Here is a 23,201-nt window from a genome sequence, read left to right as displayed (position 1 = left end):
GAGCGCCTCACCCATGACCGAGCCCATCCTCTCCGTTCGCAACCTTCAGGTGGAGTTCGCCTCCCGCCGCGGCACGCTGCGCGCCATCGACGGCGTCTCCTTCGACATCGCCAAGGGCGAGGTGCTGGGCGTGGTCGGCGAATCCGGCGCCGGAAAATCCGTGACCGGCCTCGCCGTGATCGGCCTGATCGACCCGCCCGGCCGGATCGCGGGCGGCGAGGTTCGCCTGGCCGGCCTGCGCATCGACAATTTGCCGCCGGAGGAGATGCGCCGCATCCGTGGCAAACGGATCGGCATGATCTTCCAGGACCCCCTCACCTCGCTCAATCCACTCTACCGGGTCGGTGACCAGATCATCGAGACGATCCGAACCCACCTGAACCTGTCCGAGACGGCCGCCCGCCGCCGCGCCATCGACCTGCTTGCCGAGGTCGGCATTCCCGCGCCGGAAAAGCGCATCGACGGCTACCCGCACGAATTCTCCGGCGGCATGCGCCAGCGCGTCGTGATTGCGCTCGCGATCTGCGCCGAGCCCGAGCTGATCATCGCGGACGAGCCGACCACCGCGCTCGACGTCTCCGTGCAGGCGCAGATCATCTCGCTGATCAAGCGGCTCGGACGCGACCACGGCACCGCCGTGATGCTGGTGACGCACGACATGGGCGTGATCGCGGAGACCTCCGACCGGGTCGCCGTGATGTATGCCGGCCGTGTCGCCGAGATCGGTCCGGTGCAGGATGTCGTCAGAAACCCGCTGCATCCCTATGCCAAGGGCTTGATGGGCGCGATCCCGACGCTGGCCGGCGACGACAAGCGTCTCATGCAGATTCCCGGCTCGATGCCGCGGCTGTCGGCGATCCCGCGCGGCTGCTCGTTCAACCCGCGCTGCGCCTTCGCGTTCGACCGCTGTCGTGTTGATCGACCGGAGCCGCTGCCGCGCGGTGCGCAATCGGTCGCCTGCCATCTCTATGACAGCGTGCCGGCGGAGAGCGCGGCATGAGCGCTTCCTTCGTCCAGGCCACAAATCTGCGCCGGGTGTTCGACGTCTCGAAACCCTGGCTCAACCGCATGCTCGAAGGCGGGCATCTCGAATATCTCAAGGCGGTCGATCACGTCACCTTCGACATCAGGAAGGGCGAGACGTTTGCGCTGGTCGGCGAGTCCGGCTCGGGCAAGACCACGGTGGCGCGGATGGTCGTGGGACTGCTGCCGCCGAGCTCCGGCGATGTCTTGATCGACGGCGTCTCGATGACGGATCCGCGGCAGGCGCCGGCGCGCAGGAAGCTGCGCCGCCGCATCCAGATGATCTTCCAGGACCCCTATGCGAGCCTGAACCCGCGCTTTCGCGTCGATGCCATCATCTCCGAGCCGATCCGCGCCTTCGACCTGATCCAGGGCGAGCGCGACATCCAGGCCCGCGTCGGCGAGCTGCTCAGCCTGGTCGGCCTGCATCCCGACGACCGGCTGAAGTTTCCGCACGAGTTCTCCGGCGGCCAGCGCCAGCGCATCGCGATCGCCCGGGCGCTCGCATCGGACGCCGAGTTCATCGTCTGCGACGAGCCGACTTCGGCGCTCGACGTCTCGGTGCAGGCGCAGATCCTGAACCTGATGCGCGACCTCCAGGACAAGTTCGGCCTGACCTACATGTTCATCAGCCACAACCTCGCCGTGGTCCGCCACATGGCGAGCCGCGTCGGCGTGATGTATCTCGGCCGCATCGTCGAGATCGCTGAAGGCAAGGAGTTGTTCGCACGTCCCCGCATGCCCTACACCAAGATGCTGCTGGGCGCCGTGCCTGATCTTGCCATGAGCGGCCGCCAGCGCATTCCGGTGAAGGGCGAGATCCCGAACCCGATCAATCCGCCGCCCGGCTGCGCCTTCAATCCGCGCTGCCCGCTGGCGTTCGATCTCTGCCGCAAGGAAACGCCGGAACTGATCGACGGCGTCGCCTGCCACGCCGTCAACACCGCGCCGGTCCCGGCGTGACGCGCGCGTGCCATGCCGGCAGCGCATTGGCGGCGCGGCATCGCCTGTGATCAATTGCGCGCGCCGCAAATGAGGTAATCCATGGCCAGCATCGTCAATCCCGATCCGTTCACGACCCGCCCCGAGATCGAGGGCACGTTCGGGGTCGTCGCCACCACGCACTGGATCGCGACCGCAGTCGGCATGGCCATCCTGGAGAAGGGCGGCAACGCCTTCGACGCCGGCGTTGCCACCGCCTTCACGCTCCAGGTGGTCGAGCCGCATCTGAACGGCCCCGGCGGCGATGTCCCCATCATCGTGCACGACGTGAAGCGCGGCCGCACCGAGGTGATCTGCGGCCAGGGCCCGGCACCGGCACGCGCCACCATCGCGCATTACAAGAGCGAAGGCCTCGACATGGTGCCCGGCACCGGCCTGCTCGCGGCCTGCGTCCCCGGCACCTTCGAATCCTGGATGATGCTGCTGCGCGACTACGGTACGATGCGGGTGCGCGACGTGCTGGAGCCCGCGATCTCCTATGCACGCGACGGCTATCCGCTGGTCGAGCGCGCCTGCGCCACGATCCAGACCGTCGAGCAATTATTCCGCAAGCACTGGCCGACCTCCGCCGCGGTCTATCTCCCCAACGGCGAGGTGCCGAAGCCCGGCACACTCTTTACCAACGAGACGCTGGCCGCGACCTACGCACGAATTCTCAGCGAAGCCGAGAGCGGCGGCGGTGGCCGCGACGCCGAGATCGAGCGCGCGCGCAAAGCCTGGTCGCAAGGCTTCGTCGCGGAAGCCATCGACAAATTCTGCCGCACCCAGGAGGTGATGGACGTCAGCGGCTCGCCGCATCGCGGCGTGCTTTCCGCCGACGACATGGCGCGCTGGCAGCCGACGGTCGAGGCGCCGCTCACCTACGACTATGGCCGCTACACCGTCTGCAAGGCCGGCGTCTGGAGCCAGGGTCCGGTGACGCTGCAACAGCTCGCACTGCTGAAGGGCTTTGCCCTCGACGGGCTCGACCCGACCGGGCCTGAGTTCATCCATCTCCAGATCGAATGCGCAAAACTCGCCTTTGCCGACCGCGAGAAATTCTACGGCGATCCCAAGTTCAGCGAGATCCCGATTACGACGCTGCTATCGGACGCCTATAACGACGAACGTCGTAAGCTGATTACCGAGAAGGCCTCGCTCGATCTCCGGCCCGGCGCGATCGAGGGCTTCGGCGGCGTCGTCAAGCTGCGCCGCGCTGAAGGCCAGCGCGAGGCCGTTGGCGCGCTAGGCGCCGGTGAACCAACCGTGGGGCGCTTCGGCGAGGTGCGCGGCGACACCGTGCATTTCGACATCATCGACCGGGACGGCAACATGGTGTCCTCGACGCCGTCGGGCGGCTGGCTGCAATCCTCGCCCATCATTCCCGAGCTCGGCTTCTGTCTCGGCAGCCGCGCCCAGATGTTCGATTTGGAGGAGAACCAACCCGGTTCGCTCGCACCGGGCAAGCGGCCGCGCACAACGCTGTCGCCGACCATGGCGCTGCGCGACGGCGAGCCTTACCTCGCCTGGGGTTCGCCCGGCGGCGACCAGCAGGACCAGTGGATCACCCAATTCTTCCTACGCCACGTCCATTGCAATCTCAATCTCCAGGAAGCGATCGACGCGCCGGCCTGGCATTCCGAGCATTTCCCGATCTCGTTCTGGCCGCGTACCGCGCGCCCCGGCGTGCTCGTGGTGGAAAATCGCGTACCCAAGGCGACGATCGAGAACCTTCGTGAGCGCGGGCATATCGTGGAAGTCGGTCCCGACTGGTCCGAAGGCCGGCTCACCGCAGCCTCGCGCGTGGGTCGGCGCCGGCGCGCCGCCGCCAATCCGCGCGGCATGCAAGGTTACGCCGCGGGACGCTGAAGGCAGCACATGACCTGGTCGATCATCGCGCGAGACCCTTTCACCGGCCAGTTCGGCATCGCTGTTGCGACACGTTTTTTCGCCGTCGGCGCACGCGTGCCGTATATTGCCGCCGGCGTCGGCGCCATCGCGACGCAGGCCTTCGTCAATCCCTATTACGGCATCGACGGCGTCAAGCTGTTGCGGGAAGGCCTCAATGCGCGCGACGTGCTGGCCGCGCTACTCGCGACCGACGATGGCCGCGAGAGCCGTCAGATCCACATCATGGATGCGAGCGGCGAGATCGCCGCACATACCGGGCGCGACTGCGTCGACTGGTGCGGGCACGTCGCAGGCAGCGGCTTTTCCATCGCCGGCAACATGCTGGCCGGCGCCGACGTGCTCGACGAGACCGCAAAGACCTATATCGCCAATGACAGCCTGCCCTTCCCGCGCCGCCTGCTCGCCGCGATGCGCGCCGGGGAAGCCGCCGGCGGCGACAAGCGCGGCAAGCAGTCCGCCGCGCTGTTGATTCACGGCGAGGAGGAATGGCCGGCGCTGGACATTCGCGCCGACGACCATCCCGACCCGCTCGGCGAGCTCGAACGTCTCGAACACGTCAGCCACGAGCTCTGGGTGCATTTTCGCGATTCCATGCCGACGCGACGGAACCCGGCCGGCAACACCGACCGCGGCGTCGTCGACGCCAGCATCCAAGCAGCGCGTGCAAGGCAATCATGAGCGCGAGCCCTCTCATCGAGATCAGGGACCTCCGCATCCGCTTCCACGGCGACGACGGCCGCATCACCCACGCGGTCGACAGTGTCGACCTCAGTGTCGCCAACGGCGCGACCCTCGGCCTCGTCGGCGAATCCGGCTGCGGCAAGAGCGTGACCTCGCTGGCGATCATGGGCCTGCTGCCGAAACAAAGCGCGGAGATATCGGGCGCGATCCGCTTCGACGGCCTCGACCTCCTGCAGACGCCGGACCAGACCCTGCGCAATCTGCGCGGCAACCGGCTCGCGATGATCTTCCAGGAGCCGATGACCTCGCTCAATCCGAGCTTCACCATCGGCGACCAGATCATCGAGACCATTTTGCGCCACCGCGGCGGCTCGCGGAAAAGCGCGCGCGAGCGGGCGATCGAGCTGCTGCGCCGGGTCCACATCCCCTCGCCCGAGCGGCGCGTCGACGAATATCCGCACAAGCTCTCCGGCGGCATGCGCCAGCGCGTGATGATCGCGATGGCGCTGGCCTGCGACCCGCGCCTGCTGATCGCCGATGAGCCGACCACTGCGCTCGATGTCACCTTGCAGGCGCAAATCCTGGAGCTGATGCGGGAGTTGAAAGCGGCAAGCGGCGCCGCGATCATCCTGATCACGCACGATCTCGGCGTGGTCGCCGAGGTCTGCGACGAGGTCGCGGTGATGTATGCCGGCGAGATCGTCGAGCGCGCGCCGGTGGACGAATTGTTCTCGGCGCCGCAGCACCCCTACACCGTCGGCCTACTCGGCTCGATCCCGCGGCTCGACCACCGGGCCGAACAGCTTGCGACGATCGAAGGAATGGTGCCGAACATGGCGCAGCCGCCGGCAGGCTGCCGCTTCGCCGCGCGCTGCCCGTTCGTGCTGGACGCCTGCACCACGGCGCCGCCACCACTGATCGAAGTCAGCCCCGGCCACCTCTCGCGCTGCATCCGCGCGCCGCTCGAACGCTTGGTGTCGTGATGGCCTCGTTCTCTCTTCCCGTTCCCCGGGGGCAGCGCAGCACAAGCGCAGCGCGGTGGTGCGCTGCTGAACCGGGGCCCATGTGGCGGCAGACTGGCTCCCGGTTCAGCGTCGCAACACTTCGCGTTGCGCCGCGCCCGGGACACGAGACTGAGTTTCGTCGGGATCACGAACGATGACCGCTCTGCTCGAGGTTACAGGCCTGGTCAAGCATTTCGTCGCCGAGCGCTCGCTGTTCGGCCGGGCACTGGCGCATGTCAAGGCGGTCGATGGCGTCAGCTTCTCGCTCGAGGCCGGCAAGACGCTGGCCCTGGTCGGCGAATCCGGTTGCGGCAAATCCACCGTCAGCCGCCTGGTGCTGCGGCTGATCGAGCCGGATGCGGGCACGATCCGGTTCGACGGCCGCGATCTCCTCTCGCTCGATCCCTATGCGCTCCGCGCCTTCCGCCGCGAGGCCCAGATCATCTTCCAGGACCCCTACGCCTCGCTCAATCCGCGCATGACGGTCGGCCAGATCCTGACCGAACCGCTGGCACTGCACGATCTCGTGCCGCCGGCAGAGCGGCGTGCGCGCGTCGCGGAGCTGCTGCGGCTGGTCGGGCTGGAGCCGAGGCTGGCGCGGCGCTATCCGCACGAATTCTCCGGCGGCCAGCGCCAGCGCATCGCCATTGCTCGCGCGCTCGCGGTCGAGCCGAAGCTGATCATCTGCGACGAGCCGGTCTCGGCGCTGGACGTCTCGATCCGCTCGCAGATCCTCAATCTGCTGCGCGAGCTCCAGGACCGGCTCGGCCTCGCCTATATTTTCGTCTCGCACGACCTCGCCGTGGTCAAGCACATCGCCGACCACGTCGCGGTGATGAATCTCGGCCAGATCGTCGAGACGGCGGAGGCGGACGCGCTGTTCGCCTCGCCGCGCCACCCCTATAGCCGGGCGCTGTTGTCCGCGATCCCGCTGCCGCAGCCGAAGGTGAAGCGCGCGACCGTCCTGCTCGAGGGCGAGATCCCGAGCGCGCTCAACCCGCCTTCTGGCTGCCGCTTCCACACCCGCTGCCCGTTCGTGATCGAGCTCTGCCGCAACGAGGCGCCGGCACTTCTAGCTGACGGCACGGGCCACGCCGCCGCCTGCCACCGCACGGCGGAACTGCCGTCTGCCGACGCCATATTGCCGGCAGCCGGCGGGTTTTCGCCGGCGCTTGCAAAATTGGTCGCCGCCTTCAGCCAAAAGACGGAAGGCGCTGCCACCGCCGGGGTTGGTATACAAGGCACCGCGCCCACAACGACATAGCCGAAGCAATGGGGACTGTCCGATGAAGATGTTTCGCCTGGCCGCAACGGCCGCCGCCGTCCTGCTGTCGCTTGGAGCCGCGCAGGCCCAGACCACGCTGCGCATCGGCCTCGCCGAGGACCCTGACATCCTCGATCCCACGATGGCGCGCACCTATGTCGGCCGCATCGTGTTCTCCGCCTTCTGCGACAAGCTGTTCGACATCGACGAGAAGCTCAACATCGTGCCGCAGCTCGCGCTGTCGAGCGAAACCGCCGACGACGGCAAGGCGCTGGTCATCAAGCTGCGGCCCGGCGTGAAATTCCACGACGGCGAACCGTTCGACGCGGAAGCCGCCAAGTTCTCGCTGGAACGGCATCTGACGTTCCCCGGATCCTTCCGCAAACCCGAGCTCGCCTCGGTCGATCACATCGAAGTCGTCGATCCCCTCACGGTCAAGCTGGTGCTGAAGTCACCGTTCTCGCCGCTGCTCGCTCAGCTCACCGACCGCGCCGGGATGATGGTGTCGCCTAAGGCGGCGAAAGAGGCCGGCGACAAATTCGGCCTGCGCCCGGTCTGCGCCGGCCCGTATAAATTCGTCGAGCGCGTGCAGCAGGACCGCATCGTGTTCGAAAAGTTCGCGGACTATTGGAACAAGGACAACGTCTTCATCGACAAGATCGTGTTCCAGCCGATCGTCGATGCCACGGTGCGGCTTGCGAACTTGAAATCCGGCGGCCTCGATTTGATCGAGCGCGTGCTTGCCACCGACCTGAAGGAAGTCCGCGCGGATTCACGGCTGAAAGTCGCGACCGCCATCGAGCTCGGCTATCAGGGCATCACGCTCAACATCGGCAAGGACAAGGCCAAGGGGCCGCTCAGCCAATCCGCAAAGGTGCGGCAGGCGCTCGACCTTGCGATCGACCGCGACGCCATCAACCAGGTCGTATTCAACGGCGAGTTTCAGGTCGGCAATCAATGGGTCAACCCTGATCATCCCTACTATCAGAAATCCCTTCCGGTCCGTCCCCGCAATGTCGAGAAGGCCAAGGCGCTGCTGAAGGAAGCCGGCGCGACACCGCCGGTCAGCGTCGATTTCCTGGTGCCCAAGGGCGCGGAGACCGAGACGCCGGCGCAGGTGATCCAGTCGATGGCGGCCGAGGCTGGGTTCGACATGAAGATCCGCCTCACCGAATTCGCGACCGGGCTGAAGCAGGCCGAGGCCGGCGACTACCAGGCCTATATGCTCGCCTGGAGCGGGCGCGTCGATCCCGACGGCAACAGCTTCGTGTTCCTGCACAGCGGCGCGCCGCAGAATTACGGCGCGTGGAACAACCCGCAGGCCGACAAGGCACTGGAAGACGCGAGATCGGTCACCGATCCCGCCAAGCGCAAGGCCAGCTATGAGGCCCTGGCCAAGCTGGTCCAGGACGAAGAGCCGCTGCTGTACCTCTACCACCGCCGCATCATCATCGCGCACACGACCAAGCTCGAAGGCTACAAGCAGATGCCCGACGGCCTCGTGCGTGTCATCGGACTCAAGCTGAAGTGACGCCGCGAGAATGCTGAACTTCCTCGCCCGCCGCCTTGCGCAGATCGTGCCGACGCTGTTCTTCGTCTCGGTGCTGATCTTCTCGCTGCAGCAATTGCTGCCGGGCGATCCCGCGCTGGTGATGGCGGGCGAAGAGCGCGATCCCGCCGTGATCGAGCAGATCCGTCATCAGTACCGGCTCGATCAGCCGGTCCCGGTGCAGTACGCCTACTGGATCAAGGGCGTGCTCTCGGGCGATTTCGGCGAGTCGCTGCGCAACAAGATGCCGGTGCGCGAGCTGATCGCGCAGAAGCTGCCGGTGACGTTGCAGCTCGGCGGCATGGCGATCGTGATCGCGTTCCTGATCGGCATCCCCGCCGGCATCGTCGCGGCCGTGAAGAAGGGCTCGGCCTGGGACTACGGCGCGAACCTGTTTGCGCTGTGGGGCATCTCGACGCCGAACTTCTGGCTCGGGATCATGCTGATTTTCCTGTTCTCGATCGAGCTCGGCTGGCTGCCGGCGTCCGGCTACGTGCCGCTCACCGAGAACTGGCGCGCGAGCCTGGCGGCCACCATCATGCCGGCTTTCGTGCTCGGCAATGCCATTGCCGCGGTCCTGATGCGGCATACCCGCAGCGCCATGCTGCAGGTGCTGGAAAGCGACTACGTCCGCACCGCCCGGGCCAAGGGACTCCTGGAGCGCTCGGTGATCCTGAAGCACGCCATGCGCAACGCGCTGACGCCCGTCATCACGCTCGGCGCGCTCGAGCTCGGGACGCTGTTGTCCGGCGCAGTCCTGACCGAGCAGATCTTCTCCATCCCCGGCTTCGGCAAGCTGATCGTGGACGCCGTCTTCAACCGCGACTACGCCGTCGTGCAAGGCGTCGTGCTGGTGACGGCCACGATCTACATCACGCTGAATCTCGTTGCCGACATCGCCTATATCCTCGTCAATCCGCGGCTGCGGGGCTAGAGCATGACCGACGCCGCGCTGCCCGGCCCTCTCACGCAAGCCGACGAGCTGGATAGCCCGGCCCGCCGCGCGCGCCGGCGGCTGTTCAAGCGCAAGGCGGCGATATTCGGGCTCGTCGTGCTCACGATGTTCATCGTGCTCGCCATGCTGGCCCCACTGATCGTGCCCTATGATCCCATCGCGACGAGCTGGAGCCTGGTGCGCAAGCCGCCCACCTCGGCGCACTGGTTCGGCACCGATGAGCTCGGCCGCGACATCTTCAGCCGGATCGTCTACGGCGCGCGCGCCTCGCTGCTCGCGGGCCTCATCTCGGTGGCGATCGCGCTCGGCATCGGCGTGCCGCTCGGTCTCGTCGCTGGCTATCGCGGTGGCTTCGTCGATGCGCTGATCAGCCGGATCACGGATGCGATGCTGGCCTGCCCGTTCCTGATCCTGGCGATCGCGCTGGCGGCGTTCCTCGGGCCGAGCCTCGGCAATGCCATGATTGCGATCGGCATCTCCGCAACACCGATCTTCATCCGCCTGACCCGCGGCCAGGTGCTCGTCGTCAAGGCCGAGGACTATGTCGAGGCCGCGCGCGCGCTCGGCAACCCGCCGTGGCGGATCGCGCTCTCGCATATCCTGCCGAACATCCTGCCCGCGCTGCTGGTGCAGGCGACACTGTCGATTGCCGCCGCCATCATCGCCGAAGCCGCGCTGTCGTTCCTCGGCCTCGGCCAGCAGCCGCCGGCGCCGTCCTGGGGCAGCATGCTCAACGCCGCGCAGCGCTTCCTGACCCAGGCACCGTGGATGGCGATCTGGCCGGGGCTTGCGATCTTCCTCGTGGTGCTGTCGCTGAACCTGCTCGGCGACGGCCTGCGCGACGCGCTCGACCCGCGGCAGCGCTAGATCACCGCTTCCCGCATCACGCGGCGGCAATCCATCTCGTATTCGAGATCGACCACCGGCGGGCGGGCGAAATGCCAGGTCAGGCCGGAGCGCAACGCGCCGCGGCGGACCAGTTCGTCGACGAGCGTATGGTGGAAATCGTGCACGGAATAGGCCTGCACCGCAGTGGTGTCGTTCCAGCCGAAGCCGAAAGCCGCCATCCGGCTTTCCATCTGCGACGTCGTGGTGAAGCGCACCTTCTCCCGCAGCCCCTCAGGGCTGAGGTCGCGATAGCGCACGGTGCGCTCGACATAGGTGCCGCTGCCCTCACGTGCCTCGGCGCCGCCTGATATCACGAAGGACGGCGCTTTCGAGCGGGTCGGACGCGTAAACGAGAACGCATAGAACGACGGCTCGGACGGCGGATCGATCTCGGGACAGACATTGCTGCGCGCCACCGGATTGGTGGTGCCGTCGAAGATGCCCCATTCGGACAGCGTCTTCACATAGTGCAGGTTGAACGCGCGAAAGCCCTCTTCGCTGAAGGCTGCCGGTGAACGCAGCTCGCAGGCACAGAATGCCGTCAACGGCCGCCCGGCCTCCTGGATGAATTTCGCCGCCAGCGCAAACCCTTCCGCGAGCGGGACCACACGGTCGAAGCGGACGCGTTCGATTTCGTAGCCGTCATCCGCGGCGGCGCCCGCCGAATACTGGAACACGGACGGAATGAAACGATAATTGCCGGCAGAGAAGTCACGCATCATGTCGAACCCCTATTCCAGTTGCATGCGAATGCCCTTGGCGCCGTTGAGCAGGCGCTTCAGGTGAAAGCCGGCCAGGGAATCGTCGGCGTGCATGCCGACCAGCGCGGCAAAGGCCGGCATGGCCGCGGCATCGCCGGCCTCCATCTTGGCGAAAGCCTCCGAATACAGTGCCGTTTCCGGCGCTTCGAACTTGCCCGGTGGCAGCGGCTCGAAGGCGCGCAACGGCTCGCTGCGTCCGCGCAGCATCAGCTCCCCCACGGGGCGGCCTTGAAAATTCTCGGCCGCCTCGGCGACGCTGGCGCTGACGCAAATGCGGGTGCCCAGATGCTTGTTGGCGGCCTCCAGCCGCGCCGCAATGTTGATGGAGTCCCCATAGGCGGTGTAGTCGAAGAAGCGATTGCCGCCGAAATTGCCGACCAGCGCGGGACCGGCGTGAATGCCGATGCGGGTGGCACCGAAGGACACACCCATGGCGCTCTGGCGCGCGCGAAAGTCCTGCGCCCAGGCGTCGAGCTCATGGGCGCAGGCGACCGCACGCGTGGCATAATCCGGCTGATCGCCGGGCGCATTGAAGAGCACCTGGATCGCATCGCCGATGATCTTTGCGACCGTGCCCTCATGGACGAAGACGATTTCGGTCATGCCGCCGACATACTCGTTGAGCAGCTTGCCCAACGTCTCGGGCGGCGCGCTCTCGACCAACGAGGTGAAGCCGGTAATATCGGTGAAGATGGTGGCGACATCGCGCCACTGAACTTCGATCCCCTCTCCGTCGCCGCTGGCGGCCAGACGCTTGGCGAGCTCGGGCGAGAAATGGCGCGACAGCGCGGCGTGGGCGCGCTCGGCTTCCATCTGGCGCCGCCGCACCTCGCGCAGCATCTCGATATGGCGGATGGTCTTCTCGATCGTGGCCTCCAGATCGGCGAAGTCGATCGGCTTGGTCAGGAAGTCGAACGCGCCGCGGTTCATGGCGGTGCGGATATTGCTCATGTCGCCATAGGCCGAGACGATGATGGTCGATTTCTTGTCCTCGGCCTCCTGGAGTTTCGCGAGCAGCGATAGCCCGTCCATCCTGGGCATGTTGATATCGGAGACCACCATGTCGACCTGCGGATTCTGCTCGAGCGAGGCCAGCGCCTCGAGACCGTCGCGAGCGAATATGATGGCGACCTGTCCGTCGCGGATCTGCCTGCGAAATTTTTGCAGGACCAGCGCCTCGAGATCCGGCTCGTCGTCGACGAAGAGGATGGTCGCGCTCATGCGGCTTGCTCGAGCCTCGTGTCGATCTCCTGCCGCAGCAAGGCAAAGTCGATCGGCTTGGTGAGGAGCCCGACGGCGCCGCGCTCGATCGCCTTTCGCCGCGTCTCGGCGTCGCCATAGGCCGTGATCATGATGACGGGAACGTCCGGATGCGCGGCACGCACCTTCGGCAGCATGTCGAGCCCGCTCATGCCGGGCATGTTGATGTCGGACAGGATCAGGATCAGCGAGGGATCGCGAACCTCGGCGGCCCGCTTGAGCGCATCGGGCGCGGAGGAGGCGAACTCCATCTGGAAGCGGCCGGCGCGCAGCTCGCGCCGGAATTGCTGCCGGAATAGCGCCTCGACGTCGGGCTCGTCATCGACGACCAGGATGTAAACGTTCACGACTTGCCTCCGGAAGTGCCCTCCGCCGCCATCGTACGCGGCAGGGTGATGATGAACTCGGTGAATACACCTTGCATGGTGTTCACGTCGATGGTGCCGCCGTGCTGCTTCACGACGATATCGTGGCTCATGGACAGGCCGAGCCCGGTGCCCTCGCCGACCGGCTTGGTGGTGAAGAAGGGGTTGAACATCTTCTCCTTCACCTCGGGCGGAATTCCGGTGCCATTGTCACGGATCCGGATCTCGACCCTGTCGCCGAGGTCCTTGGTTGCCGCGCTCAAGGTCGGCTCGAAGGCCTCACCCGCGCTCTCCTTGCGTTTGGCCGTGGCATAGAAGCCGTTCGAGATCAGGTTGAGGAAGACGCGCGTGATCTCCTGCGGATAGATCTCGACCATACCGGCAGCGGGATCGAACGTGCGCTGAAGCGTGACGTTGAAGGAGGGACGTTCGGCCCGCGCGCCGTGATAGGCGAGATTGAGGCTCTCCTCCACGACCGCATTGATGTCGACGGCCCGATGCTCGCCGGAACCTTCGCGCGAATGCAGCAGCATGTTCCTGACGATGGAATCGGCACGCTTGCCGTGCTGCACCACCTTCTCGAGATTGCTCCTGAGCATGCCAGTCAGCTCGTCGACCTCCTCCCTGGTCTTGCCGTCGAGCGCAGCCGATTGCAGGGCCTCCTTGAGCTCGTCGATCAGCTCGGTGGAGACCGCGGAGAAATTGTTGACGAAGTTGAGCGGATTCTTGATCTCGTGGGCGATGCCGGCGGTGAGCTGACCGAGCGAGGCAAGCTTCTCGGTCTGGATCAGGCGATCCTGGGCGGCGCGCAGGTCGTCGAGGGATCGCGACAACTCTGTCGTGCGTTCCTGAACCTCCTCGAACAATCGAACATTTTCGATCGCGATAAGGGCTTGGTCTGCAAAGGTCGTGGCGAGTTCGATTTGCTTCTCGCTGAAGGGACGCACCATATGTCGCGTCAAGACGAACACGCCGATTGGCGATCCTTCTCGAAGCAGGGGGACACCGAGCATCGTACGCACATTGGACCGCCTTCGCGCGGATGAGGGTGCATAGTCCGGATCGGCCTGCACATCGGGGACGTGAACCGTCTTGGCTTCGAGCAGCGTACGCCCGACCACACTTCCCCGTTCTGGTAAAGAAGCAAAGGTCCGAAGCTTGCTTTCCTGCTCCGCATCGAGGCCGCAGCTTGCCGCCAAATAGAAAGCGCCATCGCGCGGTCGAAAGATCGTTCCCTCGTCGGCGTCACACAAGCGGGCGGCCGATCCGACGAGCGTATTCAGCACGGTTTGCAGATCGAACGCCGAGCGGCTGATGACCTTCAGCACGTCGGCGGTCGCCGTCTGCTGCTGGAGAGACTCGCTCAATTCCGCTGTTCGCCGTTCGACCTTGTTTTCGAGATCGGCATAGGATTCCTGCAAGCGCGCGCCCATGTCGTTGAACTGGTCGGCGAGCCCTTCGAGCTCGTCGCCCGTCCGGATCGAGATGCGCTGGGAGAAGTCGCCACCGCCGATCCTTTCCGCGCCGCTGCGCAGCGCCTGGATCGGCCCGACCATGCGGCGCGCCAAAAATATCCCCGCAAGCACCGCGAAGATCGACGCCGCGAGCAGCACGATCGCAAGCCGCTGCAGCGAGGCGTAGAGCGATGCATAGGCCTCCTCGACCGGCAGCTCGACGAACATGGTCCAGTGCAACGGCTCGATCGGCGCCGATGCGGTCAAGACCTTCTGTCCCTGGATGTTGCGCGCTTCCTCGAGCGCGTTCGGCATGGTGCCGCCGGCAGCCTGGGCGGCGCGCACCTGCGCGAGGCCGGACATGTCGGTGTTGCGCAGCACGAGACTGATATCGGGATGCGCGATCAGGCGCCCTTCCGGACCGACGACATAGGCGTGCCCGTGCTGGCCGACCTTGATCTGCGAGACCACGTCCCAGATCAGCTTGAGATTGACCTCGGCAATGCTGACACCGGCATCCCTGCGCGCGCCGGCCAGGGCCAGCGTCATGTAGGGCTCGGACTCCCGGCGGAAATAGACCGGGCCGTAATAGACCTTGTGCGCGACCGCCTCGGTGAACTTCGGATCGTTGGATAGGTCGATCCCGCTCTCGATCGCGTCCATCGCCAGCCGCGAGACACGCAACCGTTCCTTGCCGGTCGAGTCCACCTGGGCAAGCTCGGTAATCCCGGGCACCTGGCGCAACAGCCGCAGCGCGTCGAACCGGCGCTGCTCGATCGAGCCCGCCGACCAGGGCAGTTGCGTGGTCCAGCCGAGCTGGCTCTCGATCTCCTTGACGAACTGGCCGATCTTGGCCGCGGCCGCCTCGGCCTGCTCATGCTGGACCCGGATCAGCGAAGCCTTGTGCTCGCGATAATAGAAGAAGACCTCGAACAGACCGTTGGCCAGCAGCGCGATGGCGACGACAGCCACGAACAGCGCGACATATTTGGTGAACAGCCGGGTCCTGATCCCTCGTCCCGTTCCCCCGCCGGCAGCGACGCCATCCGAGGCCACGCTCGGCAGCGTCCTGGCTTGCGGGGTGTCGGGATGGAGGGAAAGGCTCATCACCCGAAACCTAGCAAGAAGACGGGACCTTGTCTTTCGCAAGCGCGGGATAAGGCCCTCGCCCATCGAAACCGGCGCCCGGGCGCAACGAAAAAGGGCGGCAGCGGACCCGCCGCTGCCGCCCTCTGGATCGCTTGCGAGCCAGCGGCTTCAGGTCGGCCGCAGGGCCTTGGAGCCGAGGTCGAGCTCGTTGACCTGCTTGTTCCGCTCGGAATCGGCCGCCGCGCGATGGTCGGTCGCCAGCACCACGTAGACCGCGGGCAGCACGAACAGCGTGAACAGCGTGCCGATCGACATGCCGGCGACGACGACCAGGCCGATCGAGAAGCGGCTGGCCGCCCCCGCGCCGGTTGCGGTCAGGAGCGGGATCAGGCCGGTCACCATCGCGGCCGTCGTCATCAGGATCGGCCGCAGGCGGATGCGGGCTGACATTTCGATGGCAGAGCGGCGGTCGAGCCGCTCGTTGACCTGGAGCTCGTTGGCGAACTCCACCATCAGGATGCCGTGCTTGGTGATCAGGCCGACCAGGGTGAGCAGACCGACCTGGGTGTAGATGTTCATGGTCGCCACGCCGAAGAACAGCGGGATCAGCGCACCGACGATCGCCATCGGCACCGAGATCATGATCACCAACGGGTCACGCAAGCTCTCGAACTGCGCAGCCAGCACCAGGAAGATGATGATCAGCGCGAAGCCGAAGGTGATCGCGAGCTGATTGCCTTCCTGCACGTACTGCCGGGAGTCCGCGAGATAGTCGTGGCTGAAGCCGGCCGGCAGCTTCTTCGCCTCGCCCTCGAGGAAGTCCACCGCCGCACCGACCGTCACGCCGGGCATCGGCACGGCCGAGAACGTCGCCGAATTGAGCTGGTTGTAGTGGGTCAGCGAATTCGGGGCGGTCTTGGTCTTGACTGAGACCACGGTCGACAGTGGCAGCTGCTGGCCCGTGTTGGTCGTCACGTAATAGCCACCGAGCGATTCCGGCGACAGCCGGCTGCTGCGCGGCACCTGCGGGATCACCTGATAGGAACGGCCCTCGAGATTGAAGCGGTTGATGTAGTTGCCGCCCAGCAGCACGGCCAGCGTGCTGCCGAGGTTCTGCATGTTGACGCCGAGATCCTGCGCCTTGGTACGGTCGATCGTGACCTCCACGTTCGGCTGGTTGTAGGCGAGATCGCTGTCGGAGACGATGAACATGCCGCTCTTGCGCGCAGAGTCCTTCAGCTTCTCCATCTGCTCGAAGACCGTCTGGAAACCCGCGGTGGAATTGATCACCATCTGCACCGGCAGACCGCCCGGTCCGCCCGGCAGCGGCGGCAGGTTGAACGCGAACGCCTGCACGCCCTCGATCTTGGAGAGTTCGGCCTGCACCAGCGGCTTCAGCTGGATCGCCGAACGTTTGCGCTCGTCCCAGGGCTTGAGCAGCATGCCGGCGATGCCGCCCTGCGGACCGTTGATGCCGTTCAGCACGAAGCGCAGATCGGTCTCGGGGAATTTCTCGAATTCCTTGTCGAGCTTCTCGCCATAGAAATCGACATAATCGATATTGGCGTATTTCGGCGCCTTGGTCACCGCGAACACGATGCCCTGGTCTTCTTCAGGCGCCAGCTCTTTCGAGGTGTGCATATAGAGGAAGCCGACGAGCCCGAGGATCGTGATCGCGAACAGGCCGGTAATCGCCTTGTAATCCAGCGAACGGTCGAGCCTGCGGCCGTACCATCGCGTCAGCGCGCCGAACACCTTGTTGACGAGCTTGGCGAAGCGGCCTTCTTCGGTGTTCTTGAGCAGCACCGAGCACATCATCGGCGACAGCGTCAGCGCGATCACGCCCGACACGATCACTGATCCCGCAAGCGTGAAAGCGAACTCGCGGAACAGCGAACCGGTGAGGCCGCCAAGGAAGCCGATCGGCGCGTACACCGCGGCGAGCGTGATGGTCATCGAGATGATCGGGCCGACGATTTCACGCGCCCCTTCCAGCGACGCCTGGACCGGCGTCTTGCCCTCCTCCAGATGGCGATGGATGTTCTCCACCACGACGATGGCGTCGTCGACCACGAGGCCGATCGCCAGCACCATCGCCAGCAGCGTCAGCAGGTTGAAGCTGAAGCCTAGCGCCAGCATCAGGGTGCAGACGCCGATCATCGACAGCGGAATCGTGACAACCGGAATGATGACCGAGCGGAGCGAGGCCAGGAACAGGAAGATGACCACGATCACGATGATCACGGCTTCGCCCAGCGTCTTCTCGACCTCGTCGATCGAGGACTGGATGAACTTGGTCGAATCGTAGGCAACCTTCATCTTCATCGACGGCGGCAGATTGCGCTCGAGCTCCGGGAACAGCGCGCGCACGCCCTTGACCAGAGTCAGCGGGTTGCCTTGCGGCGTCGCGTTCACGCCGATGAAGATCGCATGCTCGCCGTTGAAGGCGACGCTCGCATCCGTGCTCTGCGCGGCCAGCTCGACCGTGGCGATGTCCTCCATCCGGACGAAGCCGCCGTCCTTGGCCTTGACGATCATCTTCCGGAACTGGTTGACGTCAGTGAGGCTTGTGTTCGTGGAAATGTTGGAAACGATCAGATAGCCCTTGGTCTGCCCCGCCGCGGACTGGAAGTTGTTGGCCTGGATCGCCGCGGCGACGTCGGCCGGCGACACGTTGCGGCCCGCCATCTTCAAGGGATCGAGCCACAGCCTCATTGCAAAGGTCTGGCCGCCGAGAATGTCGGCCGAGGCGACGCCGTCGACCGTCGACAACACCGGCTGCACCACGCGCGTCAGATAATCCGAGATCGCCGAGCCCGACAGCTCTTCGGACGAAAAGCCGAGATACATCACGGCCGTGGTCTGGCCCGTGGTCTTGGTCACGATCGGGTCGTTGGATTCCTTCGGGATCAGATATTTGACCGAATTCGTCTTGGCCAGCACCTCGGTGAGCGCCTGGTTCGGATCGAAATTCAGCTTGATGTACACCTGGATCGTCGAGGTACCGAGCACCGAGGACGAGGTCATGTAGTCGACGCCTTCAGCCGAGGCGACGGCCTGCTCGATCGGCGTCGTGATGAAGCCCTGGATCAGGTCCGCGGACGCGCCGGGATAGACGGTCGTGATGTTGATGACCGTGTTCGAAAGCTTGGGATATTGCCGGATCGGCAGCACCATCGCCGCGCGCAGGCCGATCAGCAGGATCAGCAGGCTGACGACGACCGACAGGACCGGTCGCTTGATGAAAATGTCGGTGAAGCGCATCGCGGCGATCTCGATTTCTGTATCTCAAGGAAAGTGATCCGGCCGAGCCGGATCACTTGAATGCAGAGGGTCAGTAGCGCGGCGGCTGCGCCGGGATCTGCGGAGCCGGGTCGGTCGAAATCGACACCGCCGCGCCCGATTGCAGCTTGAGCTGGCCGACGGCGACGACCTTGTCGCCCGCCTTCACGCCCTTGATGATTTCGACGCGACCTTCGACCCGGTTGCCGGTCTGCACGAAGGTGCGCACCGCGGACAGGCTGGTCTTGCCGTCGGCTTCCTTCTTCTCGGTGATCACGAACACCGAGTCGCCGTACAGCGTGTAGTCGACCGCCGTCTCCGGAACGGTGATCACGGCCGGCTTGTCCGGCAGCACCACCGTGGTGGTCACGAACATGCCGGGCTTCAGGATCTTCTCCGGATTGGCGATCGTCGCCTGCACGCGGATATTGCGGGTGTCGGTCGAGATTTGCGGTTCGATCGTGGTGATCTTGCCTTCGAAGATGCGGCCCGGATAGGCATCGACCTTCAACTTGACAGTCTGGCCGACCTTGAGGCTGCCGGAATCCTTTTCCGTCACGGTGAAGTTGGCCCACAGCTCCGACAGATCGGTCAACGACACGATCGCCGTACCCGCCGTCAGATACTGACCGACCTCGACCTTGCGGACGCCGAGATCACCGGAGAACGGTGCGCGCACCAGCTTCTGCGAGATCAGCGCCTCGGTCTTGGCGATGCCGGCCTGCGCCTGGTCGTAGGCGGCCTGCGCGGTATCGACGGTCGCCTGCGGACCGAACTGGCGCGCGGCCAGCTGCTTGGCACGATCAAGCGACAGCTGCGCGACGGTCGCCTGGGCCTTGTAATTGGCAAGGTCGCCCTGCTCCGGCGCGTCGAACAGCTGGACCAGCGGCGTGCCGGCTTCGACGCGCGTGCCCGGCGCGAACTTGATCTCGGTGACGCGGCCGTTGACGTCGGCACTGACGTCGACCTGGTGCACGGCGACGAGGCCGCCGACCGCGGTGAGCAAGTTCGGCACCACCTCGGACTTGGCCTCTGCCGCGCTGACAGCGGTCGGCGGCGGCTTGTTGTTGGCGAAGAACTGCTTGATCATCTGGCCGCGGAAATAGTTGAACCAGACGAGGCCGCCGACCAGCACCGCCAGGAGCGTGCCGACGATGATGAACCAGAGCACCGGCCGGACCGGACGCTTGGGAGCCTTGTTGTCGATCGGTTCGCCCGAAATCTTGTGTTCGGTTACGATGTTCATGTCATGCACTCTCTGCAATCGCCGCCTTGCCGGCATCCGCGGCCTGATTGTGGCCCAGATGCGAAGCAATTGCGGCGTCGTTAAGTCCGATACCCCTCAGGAGAAACTCACACAGCTGCCGCTCGAGGTCTTCAGCCTTGCCGTAAGCGAGGCAAGGCGTGGCCGGCAGCCTGGTCAGCGCCGCAGTCATCACCGAGTGATGCGCAAACCAGAACAGATTGAGCGGATCGCCGCTGCATAGCCGCGCGTCCCCGGCGGCAACGGCACGTTCGAGCGAGGAGACGAAAATCGCCCCGATCAGCGTCTCGATCTTGGCATACAGCAAACGGGCGAATTCGCCATCATCCAAGTGGCTGGTGGCCATCAGCCGCAGGCGCTGGGCCTCTTCCTGATCGGGACCATCAGCGATGTGCAGGAAATGCTCGACCATGCCGCGGATCACCTCGACCAGCGTGGCGGTCGAAGGCTCCCGCTCGAGAAGCTCGGTGAGCGCCGGGTCCGCCTCGCATTCGTCGCTGAGGATTTCGGCGTAGAGGGCCGCCTTGGACGGGAAATGCTTGAACAGCAACGCCTCGGAAATGGCAGCGGCGGCCGCCACGCTCTTGGTCGTGGTGCCGGTATAGCCATGTCGGGCAAAGCAGCGTTTCGCGGCTCCGAGGATCAATTGACGCCTCAGGTCGCTCGTCATACGCAATGAGCTCATGCTAGTGAGTAAGCACTCACCCACGCAAAAGTCAAGCACTATGTTGCATCGCAACCTGAGTGCGTCGTTAATTCAGTGGAAATTGCCCCCGCCTGCACGGTTTCCGTGCAGGACCTGGGCGCCGGTGGGAATGGACAGGCCCGCCCTAGATTGGCTGGAAGCCGAGGTCGCCGCGGATCCGGTTGAGGATGTAAGTCCCATCCCGGCTTGGCAATATCCGCTCCAGGCTGGCGCTGTCGATCTTCATATTGGCAAAGCGAGGCCCCGCAGAGACGTCGTGAACGGCTTTGGCAAAGGCCTCGACCTCGGCCATGGTCGTGACCGCCCGACTATCCCCGATGCCGCAGGCCCTGGCGACGCCGACGAGGTCGGCGGCAGCGGAGGTGTGGCTGGTCTGGCCGCCCGTTTCGCCATAGGCCTCGTTGTCGAGCACTGCGATCGAGAGGTTGGGGGGCTTTTGCAGCCCGATGGTGGCCAGGCTGCCCATGCCCATCAGCATCTCGCCGTCGCCGGTGATGACCAATACCGGCAGTTTTGGCTGCGCCAGGGCGAGCCCCAGCCCGATCATCGCGGCGCCGCCCATGCCGCCCCAAAGGTAGAAATTGCGGGCGTGGTCGCCGGCCGCGCACATGTCGTTGGTGGAGGCGCCGAGGCCGCCGATCGCAACGACGTCCTTGCGGTTCGCGAGCAACGTGGACACCACCTGCCGACGGTCGAGGAGATTGGCCTTGCTCATTTGGTGAAAACCTTGGCGCCGATCAGGCGCTGCGACAGAAGGACGGCGGTAGGCGTGAGCGCGTTGTAGGCTTGCGACGCAGCGGCTTCGAGCACGGCCGGCACCTCGGCTGCGTTCGAGGCCCGCAGCACTTGGACACCCGACAGTTCGAACACGCCCTGCGTGGTCGATCCCATCGGCACCTGCCACGGATTGAACTCGCCCCACTCGCCGCGCATGGTCACCAGCGTGAGGAAGGGGAAGCGCAGGATCGGGATCAGCGACAGCATGTTGATGCAATTGCCGACGCCGCTCGACTGCATCAGCAAGACGCCGCGCTGTCCGCCGGCCCAGGCGCCGGCGAGAAGCGCCACGCCCTCCTCCTCCGTCGTGAGCGGAATGCCGCGCATGGTGGATGAGGCCAGCACGCGCTGGATCAGCCTCGAATGGCCGGCATCCGGCACGTAAGGCACCTGCCTGATATCGAAGCGTTGCAGGGTCGCGAAAATATCGTCGGGCCAATTCGGCGCCGTGTCGGCAGCGTCAGCGCGTGCGTGCATTTTCCTGTCCGGTCGGCTAGCAAGGTGGGAAGACTGTAGACGCATGCATGCGCCGACCAGAACAACAAAAACGGCATAACGGCTTTAACCGGCGAGTATAACGGGATGAACGCAGATGCGAAGGCGCTGGCGGCAAGCTTCGACCTCGAGAAGCTGACGCCGGAATTTTACGACGACCCCTACCCGACCTATCGTGCACTGCGGGAGAACGAGCCGGTCAAGCGCCTGCCGAACGGCACCGTGTTCCTGACCCGTTATGACGATCTCGTCACCACCTACAAGAACACCAAGTCGTTCAGCTCGGACAAGAAGCGCGAGTTCGCGCCGAAATACGGCGACACCCCGCTCTACGAGCATCATACCACCAGCCTCGTCTTCAACGATCCGCCGGCGCATACCCGCGTGCGCCGCCTGATCATGGGCGCGCTGTCGCCGCGCGCGATCGCCGGCATGGAGTCTGACATCATCAAGCTGGTGGACGGCCTGCTCGACGCCGTCGCGGCTAAAGGGGCTTGCGAGCTGATCGAGGATTTCGCCGCGTCCATCCCGATCGAGGTGATCGGCAATCTGCTCGACGTGCCTCATGAGGAACGCGGGCCGCTGCGCGACTGGTCGCTGGCGATCCTGGGTGCGCTCGAACCCGTGGTGTCGCCCGAGGTCGCCGCCCGCGGCAACAAGGCGGTGACGGATTTTCTCAGCTATCTTCAGACGCTGGTGGCACGCCGGCGCGACAAGCCGGGCAATCCCGAGCGCGATGTGCTGACGCGCCTGATCCAGGGTGAGGAGAATGGCGAGCGGCTGACCGAGAAGGAGCTGCTGCACAATTGCATCTTCCTGCTCAATGCCGGCCACGAGACCACCACCAATCTGATCGGCAACGGCCTCGTGGCGCTGGACCGCAATCGCGACCAGAAGCGGCGGCTGATCGGCAGTCCCGACATGATCAAGACCGCCGTCGAAGAGATGCTGCGCTACGAGAGCTCCAACCAGCTCGGCAACCGCATGACCACGGAAAAGGTCGAGCTCGGCGGCGTCACGCTCGATGCCGGCACGTCGGTGACGCTGTGCATCGGGGCGGCCAACCGCGATCCTGCGCAGTTTCCGGACCCTGAAAGCTTCGACATCGCCCGCACGCCGAACCGGCATCTCGCCTTCGCCACCGGCGCGCATCAATGCGCCGGCATGGCGCTGGCGCGGCTCGAAGGCGCGATTGCGATCTCGCGCTTCCTGGCGCGCTTCCCGGACTACGCCGTGAGCGGCCAGCCGGTGCGGGGCGGACGGGTGCGGTTTCGAGGCTTTTTGAGCGTGCCGTGTGCGCTTCGCTGAGGACATCGACACCAAAAACTGCGAAAACAACCCCATGCACAGTAGAGAACCCTCTGATACTTTTGGCAAATCAGATCGGGCTTCGCCACCGGAGGGGATGAAGACTTCCAAGGCGGCAAGTTGATACCCAGATCAAGCTGAGGCCGGCGGTGCAGTCGGTTGGCACCGCCCCGCGCAGCAATGG

The 23,201-nt window shown here is 65.3% G+C and carries 19 protein-coding genes; 10 read left to right on the top strand and 9 right to left on the bottom strand.

Features of this window, described 5'->3' with window-relative positions; translation table 11 throughout:
• Positions 1-13 precede the first annotated feature (13 nt).
• The 9 genes from XH81_RS06165 (at position 14) to XH81_RS06125 (ending at position 10,235) form a co-directional block, all read left to right on the top strand.
• Positions 14-1,000: an ABC transporter ATP-binding protein gene (locus XH81_RS06165; RefSeq protein ID WP_028143437.1), complete on the top strand. Its 987-nt coding sequence runs from the start codon at positions 14-16 to the stop codon at positions 998-1,000.
• Entirely contained in the window at positions 997-1,986 is a 990-nt protein-coding gene (locus tag XH81_RS06160) for an ABC transporter ATP-binding protein (protein ID WP_028143438.1), read from the top strand. Before XH81_RS06165 ends, XH81_RS06160 begins: the two co-directional genes overlap by 4 nt.
• Positions 1,987-2,067: 81 nt before the next feature.
• Entirely contained in the window at positions 2,068-3,873 is a 1,806-nt protein-coding gene (locus XH81_RS06155) for a gamma-glutamyltransferase family protein (RefSeq protein ID WP_271596084.1), read from the top strand.
• Between the two features lie 9 nt (positions 3,874-3,882).
• Positions 3,883-4,593: a DUF1028 domain-containing protein gene (locus XH81_RS06150; RefSeq protein ID WP_038947051.1), complete on the top strand. Its 711-nt coding sequence runs from the start codon at positions 3,883-3,885 to the stop codon at positions 4,591-4,593.
• Positions 4,590-5,579 (top strand): ABC transporter ATP-binding protein, encoded by a 990-nt coding sequence (locus tag XH81_RS06145; RefSeq protein ID WP_028143441.1) that lies wholly within the window; start codon positions 4,590-4,592, stop codon positions 5,577-5,579. Before XH81_RS06150 ends, XH81_RS06145 begins: the two co-directional genes overlap by 4 nt.
• A gap of 175 nt (positions 5,580-5,754) precedes the next feature.
• The gene (locus XH81_RS06140; RefSeq protein ID WP_038947050.1) at positions 5,755-6,864 is read left to right on the top strand and encodes an ABC transporter ATP-binding protein; all 1,110 of its coding nucleotides are present in this window, start codon (positions 5,755-5,757) and stop codon (positions 6,862-6,864) included.
• 22 nt (positions 6,865-6,886) lie between these two features.
• Positions 6,887-8,395 (top strand): ABC transporter substrate-binding protein, encoded by a 1,509-nt coding sequence (locus tag XH81_RS06135; protein ID WP_038947049.1) that lies wholly within the window; start codon positions 6,887-6,889, stop codon positions 8,393-8,395.
• Positions 8,396-8,405: 10 nt separating this feature from the next.
• Positions 8,406-9,347, top strand: coding sequence for an ABC transporter permease (locus XH81_RS06130; protein ID WP_028143444.1), 942 nt, complete (start codon positions 8,406-8,408; stop codon positions 9,345-9,347).
• Positions 9,348-9,350: 3 nt separating this feature from the next.
• Positions 9,351-10,235, top strand: coding sequence for an ABC transporter permease (locus XH81_RS06125; protein WP_271596083.1), 885 nt, complete (start codon positions 9,351-9,353; stop codon positions 10,233-10,235).
• On the opposite strand, the gene cnbZ is transcribed toward XH81_RS06125, so the two are convergent.
• The 9 genes from cnbZ to XH81_RS06080 form a co-directional block, all read right to left on the bottom strand.
• Complete coding sequence (gene cnbZ / locus XH81_RS06120) at positions 10,232-10,978, bottom strand: 2-amino-5-chloromuconate deaminase CnbZ (protein WP_095426359.1); 747 nt, start codon at positions 10,976-10,978, stop codon at positions 10,232-10,234. The genes XH81_RS06125 and cnbZ overlap by 4 nt on opposite strands.
• A 9-nt stretch (positions 10,979-10,987) precedes the next feature.
• Entirely contained in the window at positions 10,988-12,238 is a 1,251-nt protein-coding gene (locus XH81_RS06115) for an adenylate/guanylate cyclase domain-containing protein (protein WP_095426360.1), read from the bottom strand.
• Positions 12,235-12,624 (bottom strand): response regulator, encoded by a 390-nt coding sequence (locus XH81_RS06110; protein ID WP_018315558.1) that lies wholly within the window; start codon positions 12,622-12,624, stop codon positions 12,235-12,237. The genes XH81_RS06115 and XH81_RS06110 overlap by 4 nt, the downstream gene beginning before the upstream one ends.
• Positions 12,621-15,203, bottom strand: a complete 2,583-nt coding sequence (locus XH81_RS06105) for a sensor histidine kinase (protein ID WP_028143448.1) — start codon at positions 15,201-15,203, stop codon at positions 12,621-12,623. Before XH81_RS06105 ends, XH81_RS06110 begins: the two co-directional genes overlap by 4 nt.
• Positions 15,204-15,353: 150 nt before the next feature.
• Positions 15,354-18,449: a MexW/MexI family multidrug efflux RND transporter permease subunit gene (locus XH81_RS06100; protein ID WP_028143449.1), complete on the bottom strand. Its 3,096-nt coding sequence runs from the start codon at positions 18,447-18,449 to the stop codon at positions 15,354-15,356.
• Positions 18,450-18,519: 70 nt separating this feature from the next.
• Entirely contained in the window at positions 18,520-19,713 is a 1,194-nt protein-coding gene (locus tag XH81_RS06095; protein ID WP_028143450.1) for an efflux RND transporter periplasmic adaptor subunit, read from the bottom strand.
• Position 19,714: 1 nt separating this feature from the next.
• Positions 19,715-20,401, bottom strand: coding sequence for a TetR/AcrR family transcriptional regulator (locus XH81_RS06090; protein ID WP_028143451.1), 687 nt, complete (start codon positions 20,399-20,401; stop codon positions 19,715-19,717).
• Positions 20,402-20,561: 160 nt separating this feature from the next.
• Positions 20,562-21,152: a thiamine pyrophosphate-dependent enzyme gene (locus XH81_RS06085; protein WP_028143452.1), complete on the bottom strand. Its 591-nt coding sequence runs from the start codon at positions 21,150-21,152 to the stop codon at positions 20,562-20,564.
• Positions 21,149-21,691, bottom strand: coding sequence for a phosphonopyruvate decarboxylase (locus XH81_RS06080; protein WP_028143453.1), 543 nt, complete (start codon positions 21,689-21,691; stop codon positions 21,149-21,151). The genes XH81_RS06085 and XH81_RS06080 overlap by 4 nt, the downstream gene beginning before the upstream one ends.
• Before the next feature lie 105 nt (positions 21,692-21,796).
• Here XH81_RS06080 and XH81_RS06075 point away from each other — a divergent pair, with 105 nt between their 5' ends.
• Positions 21,797-23,017 carry a cytochrome P450 gene (locus tag XH81_RS06075; RefSeq protein WP_028143454.1) on the top strand — a complete coding sequence of 407 codons (1,221 nt, stop codon included), beginning with the start codon at positions 21,797-21,799 and terminating at the stop codon, positions 23,015-23,017.
• The last annotated feature ends 184 nt before the right edge of the window (positions 23,018-23,201 follow it).

This window comes from Bradyrhizobium sp. CCBAU 25360 (assembly GCF_028128695.1).
GTDB lineage: Bacteria > Pseudomonadota > Alphaproteobacteria > Rhizobiales > Xanthobacteraceae > Bradyrhizobium > Bradyrhizobium ottawaense.
The sequence above is the reverse complement of the archived record's forward strand: the minus strand, read 5'-3'. Positions and strand labels throughout refer to the sequence as shown.